Here is a 10,182-nt window from a genome sequence, read left to right on the forward strand (position 1 = left end):
ACCGCAGTAACATCCGGGGTGCATATCCAAAAAGGAGAAAACATGCTGCTGGAAGCTTCTTATCCCGCTGCACATATCCAATACTGGAAAGCACTCTACGACCGGGCCTTATCAGGCGAGCCCTTTCACATGCAATCAATGGATAAGTATACCAAACCCGACCAGGAGATCTGGTGGGAAACCAGCTTTAATCCCATCCGGGAAGGAGCGCAGATTGTGGGGGTAGCCTGTCATGCACGAGATATTACGATGAACAGAAACTACCAATCCGAGCTTTGGCAGCTTAACCAGAAACTGGAAACTGCTCAAAAACTGGCAAAGCTGGGGTATTGGGAGCTCAACCTCGACACCAATGAGCTATTCTGGACAATGGAAGTGTTTTCCATTTGGGACAGGCATCCCTCCAATTTCCAACCCGGCTTTGAACAGTTTATGAGTACGCTGCATCCCGATGATCGGGCTGAATTCCTGGTAAGAAGAAAACGGGTTTTAAACGGCGAGGAAGACCTGGATTTTCAACACCGGATCCTTTTACCCGATGGTTCAATCCGTTTTGTGCACGAAAAAGGGAGCCTTTTCAAAGACCAGTTAGGCAATATCATACGATACAGTGGCACGGTGCAGGATATTACCCAACGAAAATTATATGAACAGGCGTTGGAACAGGCAAATCTTGCCTTATCAGAAAGAGCAGAACAACTGGCCCGGTCCAATGCAGAACTTGAACGCTTTGCATTCGTAGCCTCGCACGATCTGCAGGAACCGCTGCGCATGGTAAGCAGCTTTCTGCAACTGCTCGACAAACGTTATAAAGAACAGGTAGATGAGGCAGGCAGGCAGTATATCAACTTTGCAGTTACCGGTGCCGAGCGCATGAAACGACTCATTAATGACCTGCTCGAATACTCGCGTATTGAACATGCATTGGCCAATTTTGAAGTAGTAAACATGAACCAGGTGTTGAAAGAAGCCTGCCTTAATTTACAGGAAGCCATAGCGGATAACCAGGCAAGTATTGAGTACGATGAATTGCCGATCATTGAAAAAGGGAACTATTCGTCCATGGTGCAATTATTGCAAAACCTCTTGGGCAATGCTTTGAAATACCGGTCAGAAGCGCCTGTACTCATCCAGGTGGGGTGCAAAGAAGAAGAGGAGCACTGGGGTTTTTCCGTCAAAGACAACGGCATAGGAATCGAATCCGATTACTTTGAAAAAATATTTATCATATTTCAGCGGCTCCACAATATGTCAGAATATTCCGGAACCGGCATTGGGTTGGCTATATGTAAAAAAATTGTAGAGCAACACGGCGGTAAAATATGGGTACATTCTATAGAAAATCAAGGATCTACGTTCTATTTTACGATAAAAAAATAAATCTTTACATTCATATTACCCCAACCCAATGAAACAAACCTACAGATCATGAAAAACATGCATATTCTACTTGTCGAGGACAATGAAGGGGATATTGTATTAACCCGGGAAGCCTTACAGGAAGTTGAAAACATTCGTAAGATTTCGATTGCTAAAGATGGCAAGGAAGCCCTTCAATTCCTGTTTAAGACGGGTAGATTTACAGATGCCGAAAGTCCGGACCTTGTTTTACTGGATATTAACCTGCCCAAGATTGACGGTAAAGAAGTGTTACAAAAAATCAAGCAACATGAAACATTGTGTATGCTGCCGGTCATCATACTGACCACTTCTTCGTCTGATAAAGATATTTTTGATTCGTATACCAATCATGCCAATTGTTTTATTACCAAGCCAGTAGACTATTTTTCATTTATGAAAGTGATAAAAACAATGGAAGCGTTCTGGATGAAAACTGCCCAACTCCCCAACAGTTAAACCAGACAGCATGCTACACAACAACGAGCTGAATATATTGATGGTGGAAGACAACCCGGGCGACCAGTTTCTACTGGAAGAGCTGTTATTAAGTTCGGGAATAAAAATCAGGGAACTGTTTACCACAGAATCTATCCGGCAGGCACATGAAATTCTTAAGGAGCATGGCGTGGATATTATATTACTGGATCTTTCCCTGCCCGACAGTTTTGGCATAAAATCCTTCACCTCTATCCGCGAAAAAGCCGGCTATACCCCGGTGGTTATTTTGTCTGGGGTATCCGATATGAACACTGCGCTGGATGCCATCACATTGGGTGCCCAGGATTACCTGATCAAGGGAGATTTTGACGAGAAGCTGCTCTCGAAAACCATTCTTTATTCCATTGAACGGATGAACAACCTCCAGGCCCTGCAGGAGAGTAACGAACGGTACGACCTGGTCAGCAAGGCAACCAACGATATGGTATGGGACCTGAACCTGATCACCGGGATGGTGTATCGTAACCCGGAAGGCTGGAAAAAGCTTTTTAAATCAGACTATGATCCTGTCATCTACGGAACAGAACAAAAATGGGTAGAACAAATACACCCGAATGAACGGGAAGAAGTGGTGAGGAAGATAACAACCTATAAAGAAAATCCGGCCTTACAACAGTTTGAGCTCGAATACCGGTTTCTACGGCAGGATGGCAGTTATGCCTACCTCCAGGACAGGGGTTATATTATCCGGAATGAATTGGGTAAGGCGATCCGCTTTATCGGAGCCACGCAGGATATATCACAACGTAAGGAAGCCGAAAGAATCCTGAAAGAATCAGAGGAAGAATACCGCTACTTGTTTGAAAACAACCCGGCAGCCATTATTATCTGGAACCTTCATGATTACACCATCATGGAGATCAATGAATCCACAGAGAAACATTCCGGTTACAAGCGAAAAGACCTGGAGGGCAAGTCAATTCTTGAAGTAGGGCTCGCAGAGCGTACGGAAACGATCCAGGAACTGGCCGCAAAAGCGCGATCTGATAAACAATTCAGAGAAACCCATATTACCCGCATCATCAGCAAAACCGGCGAAAAAATTTACATAGAATTTGTATCACACCGGATCGATTACAAAGGCATACCCTGTATTATGGCGCTGGGAAATAATGTAACGGAACGGTTGAAACTGGAAAACCAGTTAGAAGAAGAACGAATCAAAGCACAAAAAGAGATGACCAATGCGGTTATTTCTGCCCAGGAATCTGAACGCCAGGAAATTGGGCGTGAATTGCACGACAATATAAACCAGATCCTGGCAAGCGCCCGCCTTTACCTCGGGCTCGGTAAAACAAACGGAAAGGACCAACAGGTGTTTATGGAAAAATCGGATGAACTCATTCAATCCGCCATCGACGAAATCAGAACCCTTTCACACTCCCTTATACCACCAACACTGAACGACGGGCACCTCAAAGACAATCTTCTTCAGTTATTTGAGAATGTTGCCAGCGGAATTGGCACAACCATTTACCATTCGCTGACCGAATTTGACGAACATTCCATTGAAGAGCCCTTTAAATTATCTATTTACCGGATCTGTCAGGAACAGTTTAATAATATCACCAAATATGCCAAAGCCAGCCAGATTCATTTTTATCTTGGCAAACGGGCAGGTCACCTCGAATTACGAATAAAAGACGACGGGGTTGGATTTGATCTAAACAAAAAAAGCAGTGGAGTTGGCCTGATGAATATGAAAACCAGGGCCACCCTTTTTAATGGAGTACTGTCTATACTAACAGAACCCGGAAAAGGATGCGAACTGGTTGTAAAATTTAAGCCACCGGTTTTGGAGAAAACACCCGCGACATAATACGCGCTGCTTCCAGTTCCGAATTAGACAAATCACTTAGGGTTAGTTGCTGCAATAGTTCATCCAGCACCAATTGCATCATTTTCCAAAGAGAGCGAACAGAGCAATCGACCGAATTGGTGCAAAGCTTCATTCCGCCACTGTGCATATTACAGAAACTTGTATCAAATAAGGCGCCGCCCAGCACTTTCAGGAGGTCATTGACAACAATTTCTCCGGCCGGCCGCGCCAGCACATAACCGCCCTTATTACCAGGCGTACTATTCAAAAAACCCTGCTGACGGAGCAGGCGGGTAAGTTTAGCAACATAAGGAATACTGATACCTTCCGCCTCGCTGAGCTGAGGTATACTTAAGCCTGCATCATTGCCACAATTAGCAATACGCAACATTATACGCAAACCGATTTCTTCCTGTGCTGTTATCTTCATAGAAATCGTTTAAAACATACCTAATTCTAACTGGGCAGCTTCAGACATCATTGATTTATTCCAGGGCGGGTTCCAGGTTACGCTTACATGAACATCGTTTACCCCTTCTATCTGGCGCAGTTTCTGATCCACTTCAATGGGCAATGACTGGGCCGCCGGACAACCTGGCGCTGTTAATGTCATTACGATCTGAACATTGTTCAGCGGTAGAATATCCACTTCGTAAATCAGCCCGAGTTCATAAATATTTACAGGCAATTCCGGATCAAAAATGGTTTTAATGCACTCAATCACCTGTTCTTTCAAAGCTTCTGTTTCCATCTTATTATTGCTTTGCTGATTCGTTTTGCAATTTAAATGCCAGTGCGAAATTTTTCATCTGTTTCACCATCGACAGCAGTCCGTTGGAGCGTGTTTGAGCAAGGTGGGTTGTCATGCCGATTCTGTCTATGAAGCCGAGCTTTGCCTGAATAATCTCATCAGGGGTATGGTCGGAAAGCACCTGAATCAACATACTGATCAATCCTTTAACAATAACGGCATCACTGTCTGCTTTAAACTTTACCAATCCATCTTCATAATGAGCAACCAACCAAACGGTAGACTGGCAACCCCTGACTTTGTTTTCATCCTTTTTATAGGCTTGTTCGAGGGCCGGTAGTTTTTTTCCCAGGTCAATGATGTATTCATATTTCTCGTCCCAGGAATCAAACAACGAAAAATTTTCAACAATCTCTTCTTCCAGTGATTCTATGCTTGGTCGTACAGACATGCTTATAACAAGGTTTTTATAGAACGTTCCAATCCTTCCACCAGGGCATCAATTTCTTCATAGGTGGTATACATGGCAAAAGATGCACGGGTTGTGCCCGGGATACGGAACCGTTCCATCAATGGCTGCGTACAATGGTGCCCGGTTCTTACCGCAATTCCTTTATTATCCAATAGTACACCCAGGTCAGAGGGATGTACGCCGTCTACTACAAAGGATAACACACTTGTTTTTTCCGGCGCCTTACCAATAATGCGCAAACCTTTTATTTGTTCCAGCGCATCCGTTGCATAACTCAGCAAGCCCTGCTCATATGCATGGATAGACGCTTTTCCAATTCCATTTACAAAATCCAACGCATATTTAAGTGCTACCGTATCCGCAATATTGGGGGTTCCGGCTTCGTATTTATACGGAAGATCGTTATAAGTACTGCCTTCAAATCTTACCTCCTTAATCATTTCGCCGCCCCCATGAAACACCGGCATGGCTTCCAGCAGTGCTTTCTTTCCGTACAAAGCACCCGATCCTGTAGGACCATAAACTTTATGCCCGGAAAAAACAAAGAAATCACAGTCCATATCCTGTACATCAATGGGAAGGTGTACGGTAGACTGTGAACCATCCACCAGTACCTTAGCCCCTGCTGCATGCGCCTGGGCCACCATACTATTAACCGGGTTAATGGTGCCCAATGAATTGGAAGCATGTACAACGGCTAAAAGTTTTGTTTTGGGGCTGAGCAAGCGCTGAAAAGCTTCCATGTCCAGCGAACCATCTTCCAGTACGGGAATAGCTACCAGTTTAGCACCATTTTCTTCGGCTATAATTTGCCAGGGAACAATATTGCTGTGGTGTTCCATCCCGGAAACAAGTATCTCATCTCCTGCTTTGATGTTTTTCTTGCCCAGGTATAAGCAACCAGGTTAATAGCTTCGGTTGCGCCCCTGGTAAAAATTATTTCTTCCCGGTCTGCGGCTCCAATAAAATGCTGCACTGAATCGCGCGTGGCTTCAAAAGCAGCCGTTGCCTCTTCTGCGAGCGTATGAATACCCCGGTGGATATTTGCATTGTAATAGGAGTAATAATGAGTCAGCGCCTCAATTACCGCCAGCGGTTTTTGGGTGGTGGCAGCATTATCGAGGTACACCAGTGGCTTGCCTTTTACCGTTCTGCTAAGAATCGGAAATTGCTGCCGGATGGCCTGTACATCAATTATATGTTCAGATCGGGTAAGCGTTTCCATAGTATGATCCTAATCGTTCTGAAATAAGTTGATCAATATATACGCGGATAGCATCCGGCTTCACCTGCTCAAGGATATCAACCGCAAAGGAATGCAGCAGTAGTGATTTTGCCGTAGCCTCCGTTATACCACGGGAGCGGAGGTAAAACAACCCCTCTTCATCAAGCCGGCCAATGGTACATCCATGAGAACATTTTACATCATCCGCAAAAATTTCGAGCTGGGGTTTGGTATATACACTGGCGGTATCAGATAACAGGATATTTTTATTCGACTGGAAAGCATTGATCTTCTGCGCATCCTGCCGAACAAATATTTTTCCATTAAATACGCCGGTGGAAGCACCGTCCAGTATGCCTTTATAGTATTCATTGCTTAAACAATGCGGCTTGGCATTATCTACAATGGTATGATTATCTACATGGCAGGAATCCGAGGTAAAATACAGGCCGTACATATTAGACTCACAGTATTCAGCCTCCATTACCATATTCAGGTTATTCCTTACCATTGCCCCGTTCAGTGAAATCGTTACAGCATGCACATAACTTTTTCCAACCTGCCGGAAATGCGTAGTGCTGACCAGGCTGGCACCTGCATGGTCGTTTTGAATCTTATAATACTCAATGCGGGCATCCTGCTCAACCACCACTTCCATTACCTGGTTAGTGAAATGGTCGGCATGGCCGATACTACCATAGGTTTCTACAAACATGACCCCCGCATTGGCTGCTACATGTACCAGTGTACGCGGCTGCGCAAACACATTCTCAGCCCTGCCGTCATTAATTGTATAAATATAAACCGGGTGTTCAATTTCCGTAGAGCGGTTAACGCCAATAAATACACCACCTACGAGGAAGGAGGTATTCAACGCATTGATACCATCTTTCAGGTATTCGGCACTATGCCCAAGGTGTTTGGAGACGATAGAAGCATATTCACCTTTAGCTGCCTCCTCTAAAGGCAGTACCACCAATCCGGCTGAACGAACCGTAGACGCGGCTGCATTGTAAACGCCGTTAATAAATACCAGTTCGTTGGCTGTTTCGAATTCCGGCAACCGGAACAACTCCCAGTTTAATTTCGAATCTACCGTATCAGTGCCTATTTTATAGGACTGGTTAAACAGCTGGCTGATTCTTGTGTATTTCCACTCTTCGTGTTTTACTGCCGGTACTCCCAATTTATCAAAGGAAGCCAATGCGGCGGAACGTATAGGTTGAAGCGCATCGGCCTGCGTGGTTCCGAGTTCCCGGGCTTTGTCTTTAATTATATTGATCGTACTCATGCAATATTCATCTCATTTTTTAGAAAACTATAGCCTGTTTCTTCCAGTTCCAATGCCAGTTCTTTACCACCGGATTTTACAATTCTTCCATTATACAATACATGTACAAAATCAGGAACAATATAATCGAGTAACCGCTGATAGTGGGTAATTACCAGGGTGGCATTTTCCTTGCTGCGAACGGCATTTACACCTGCTGCAGCAATACGGATCGCATCAATATCCAAACCGGAATCGGTTTCATCGAGGATAGCAAGTCTTGGCTCAAGCATAGCCATCTGGAATACCTCATTACGCTTTTTTTCGCCCCCGGAGAAACCTTCATTCAGCGAACGGGTGAGGAGGTTTTTATCGATATTAACCAGGTTCATTTTTTCCTTCATGAGCTTCAGGAATTCTGCCGCATCCAGTGCTTCCTGCCCCCGGTATTTCCGCACTTCATTAACCGCGGTTTTCATAAAATTAATAGTGCTTAAGCCGGGTATTTCTACCGGGTACTGAAATGCCAGGAACAGGCCTTCGCCGGCCCTTGCTTCGGGAGAAAGATCCAGCAGATCTTTGCCCAGGAATTCAACGGAACCGCCGGTAACTTCATAATCAGAGCGGCCGGCCAGCACGGATGCCAGGGTGCTTTTTCCGGAACCATTGGGCCCCATAATAGCATGAACTTCCCCCGGCTGAATAGTAAGGTTGATACCTTTAAGAATCTCTTTTCCTTCAATACCTGCTTGTAAATCCTTTATTTGTAACATAACTTGTTATTTCAAAATTTTTATTGTTTAACCAACACTTCCTTCCAGGGTAATGGCCAGTAATTTTTGCGCTTCCACGGCAAATTCCATCGGTAGCTGGTTCATTACTTCTTTAGCAAACCCATTCACAATTAATGCAACGGCAGTTTCGGTATCTATGCCTCGTTGATTACAGTAAAAGATCTGGTCTTCCCCGATTTTCGAGGTCGTGGCTTCATGTTCTACCTGGGCTGTATTGTTTTTAACTTCGATATAGGGAAAGGTATGTGCCCCACACCGGTCTCCCAGCAATAGGGAATCGCACTGAGAAAAGTTACGGGCATTGGACGCATTTTTAGCTACGCTTACCAATCCGCGGTAACTGTTATGACTAACGCCTGCAGATATACCTTTTGAAACAATTCTGCTCCGGGTATTCTTACCCAGGTGAATCATTTTTGTTCCGGTATCTGCCTGCTGGTGATGATTGGTAACAGCAACGCTGTAAAACTCACCGATTGAATGATCTCCTTTGAGTATGCAACTTGGGTATTTCCAGGTTACGGCTGATCCGGTTTCCACCTGTGTCCAGGAAATTTTCGAATGCACGCCCGCACAGATGCCCCGTTTGGTTACAAAATTGTAGATTCCTCCCTTCCCTTCCTTATCGCCGGGATACCAGTTCTGAACAGTGGAATACTTAATTTCTGCATGGTCCATGGCTACCAGTTCAACCACCGCAGCATGCAACTGATTTTCATCGCGCATCGGGGCCGTGCAACCCTCCAGGTAAGAAACATAGCTGCCTTCTTCTGCCACAATAAGGGTACGTTCGAACTGACCGGTATTTTCTGCGTTTATCCGGAAATAAGTAGACAATTCCATCGGACAACGAACGCCTTTGGGAATATAACAGAAGGATCCGTCTGTAAACACGGCTGAATTCAGCGCTGCGTAAAAATTATCTGTCATCGGCACTACCGACCCGATGTATTTTTTAATGAGTTCCGGGTGCTCCTGGATGGCTTCACTGATAGAGCAGAATATGATGCCCAATTCTCCGAGTTGCTCGCGGAAAGTAGTAGCAACCGATACAGAATCAATAACCGCATCCACCGCTACTCCACTTAAACGTTTTTGCTCATCGAGTGAAATACCCAGTTTTTCGAATGTTCGGCGCAATTCCGGGTCGATCTCATCCAGGCTGTTCAGTTTTTTACTTTGCTTAGGGGCAGAATAATAAATAATATCCTGAAAATCAACCGCCGGATACTTGATGTTGGCCCAATCCGGCACTTCCATCTTCAGCCAGTTGCGATAGGCTTTAAGCCGCCATTCCAGCATCCATTCCGGCTCCTTTTTACGGCCGGATATAAAACGGATAATATCTTCATTCAGCCCTTTCGGTGCCTGATCGGCTTCGAGATTGCTGGTGAACCCGTATTTATAATCACTGGTAATCTGTTGTTCAATCGTACTTAATCCGTCGTTCATACTACAAATACTATTCAGTTGCTAAAATTGGCCACAAAGGTAAGACCTATTTATACAAAAGAGTATAAATAACAGTAAAAAACTGTAATTGTTAACACCTATGAAAAAAATCGTAAATATTTGAAAGTATCGGATTAAGGCAGTTTTAATTGATTTTCACCGCAACTATTACGTTATTTATAGAGTCTTCTTACAATAATGAAACGATATCCGGTTACGCTTCCAGTTCTGATTAGTTCGATCCTTATTATGATTGCCGGCCTCTTCTTTTTCCTAAGAAACCTGAACAGGCACCAGCAAATAATTTTCGAAATTAATCAGCTCACTAAAAAAAACCAGGAACTGCGCCAATTAAACCTGGCGCATTTGTCCCTTTTATTGCCTTTTGCTGATTCGTCGAAACAAATACCTGCAACAGCCCTTAAAAAAGTGCAGGAAAGGGCTATTCTTCAGCTGGAAAATGACAAAAAGCTGCGAAAACTGGAAAAACTCAACCAGCG

Annotated in this window: 10 protein-coding genes and 1 pseudogene; 4 read left to right on the forward strand and 7 right to left on the reverse strand. The window is 44.4% G+C overall.

Translation table 11 applies throughout. The features are described 5' to 3' along the window. The 3 genes from A1D16_RS03580 to A1D16_RS03590 form a co-directional block, all read left to right on the forward strand. Positions 1-1,380, forward strand: a 1,380-nt coding sequence (locus A1D16_RS03580; protein ID WP_290707853.1) for an ATP-binding protein, incomplete at its 5' end; no start/stop codon positions are given. Between the two features lie 48 nt (positions 1,381-1,428). Continuing rightward, positions 1,429-1,857: a response regulator gene (locus A1D16_RS03585; RefSeq protein WP_290707854.1), complete on the forward strand. Its 429-nt coding sequence runs from the start codon at positions 1,429-1,431 to the stop codon at positions 1,855-1,857. A 10-nt stretch (positions 1,858-1,867) separates the two neighbouring features. Then, positions 1,868-3,718: a PAS domain S-box protein gene (locus A1D16_RS03590; protein ID WP_290707855.1), complete on the forward strand. Its 1,851-nt coding sequence runs from the start codon at positions 1,868-1,870 to the stop codon at positions 3,716-3,718. Here A1D16_RS03590 and A1D16_RS03595 read toward each other — a convergent pair. The 7 genes and pseudogenes from A1D16_RS03595 to sufB all read right to left on the reverse strand — a co-directional run bounded on the left by A1D16_RS03595 (position 3,681) and on the right by sufB (position 9,682). Further along, positions 3,681-4,148 (reverse strand): Rrf2 family transcriptional regulator, encoded by a 468-nt coding sequence (locus A1D16_RS03595; protein ID WP_290707856.1) that lies wholly within the window; start codon positions 4,146-4,148, stop codon positions 3,681-3,683. The genes A1D16_RS03590 and A1D16_RS03595 overlap by 38 nt on opposite strands. Positions 4,149-4,157: 9 nt before the next feature. Beyond that, complete coding sequence (locus A1D16_RS03600; protein WP_290707857.1) at positions 4,158-4,469, reverse strand: SUF system Fe-S cluster assembly protein; 312 nt, start codon at positions 4,467-4,469, stop codon at positions 4,158-4,160. Positions 4,470-4,473: 4 nt separating this feature from the next. Then, positions 4,474-4,920, reverse strand: coding sequence for a SufE family protein (locus A1D16_RS03605; RefSeq protein ID WP_290707858.1), 447 nt, complete (start codon positions 4,918-4,920; stop codon positions 4,474-4,476). 2 nt (positions 4,921-4,922) lie between these two features. Beyond that, positions 4,923-6,166: pseudogene (locus tag A1D16_RS03610) on the reverse strand (cysteine desulfurase). Continuing rightward, entirely contained in the window at positions 6,144-7,457 is a 1,314-nt protein-coding gene (gene sufD, locus A1D16_RS03620; protein ID WP_290707861.1) for a Fe-S cluster assembly protein SufD, read from the reverse strand. Before sufD ends, A1D16_RS03610 begins: the two are co-directional and overlap by 23 nt. Beyond that, the gene (gene sufC / locus A1D16_RS03625; RefSeq protein WP_290707862.1) at positions 7,454-8,209 is read right to left on the reverse strand and encodes a Fe-S cluster assembly ATPase SufC; all 756 of its coding nucleotides are present in this window, start codon (positions 8,207-8,209) and stop codon (positions 7,454-7,456) included. The genes sufD and sufC overlap by 4 nt, the downstream gene beginning before the upstream one ends. A gap of 27 nt (positions 8,210-8,236) precedes the next feature. After that, the gene (gene sufB, locus A1D16_RS03630) at positions 8,237-9,682 is read right to left on the reverse strand and encodes a Fe-S cluster assembly protein SufB (RefSeq protein ID WP_290707864.1); all 1,446 of its coding nucleotides are present in this window, start codon (positions 9,680-9,682) and stop codon (positions 8,237-8,239) included. A gap of 198 nt (positions 9,683-9,880) precedes the next feature. On the opposite strand from sufB, the gene A1D16_RS03635 reads away from it, so the two are divergent. Next, a partial coding sequence (locus A1D16_RS03635; RefSeq protein ID WP_290707866.1) for a hypothetical protein occupies positions 9,881-10,182 on the forward strand: 302 nt, incomplete at its 3' end.

The organism is Flavihumibacter sp. CACIAM 22H1 (assembly GCF_001601815.1).
Classification (GTDB): domain Bacteria; phylum Bacteroidota; class Bacteroidia; order Chitinophagales; family Chitinophagaceae; genus Flavihumibacter.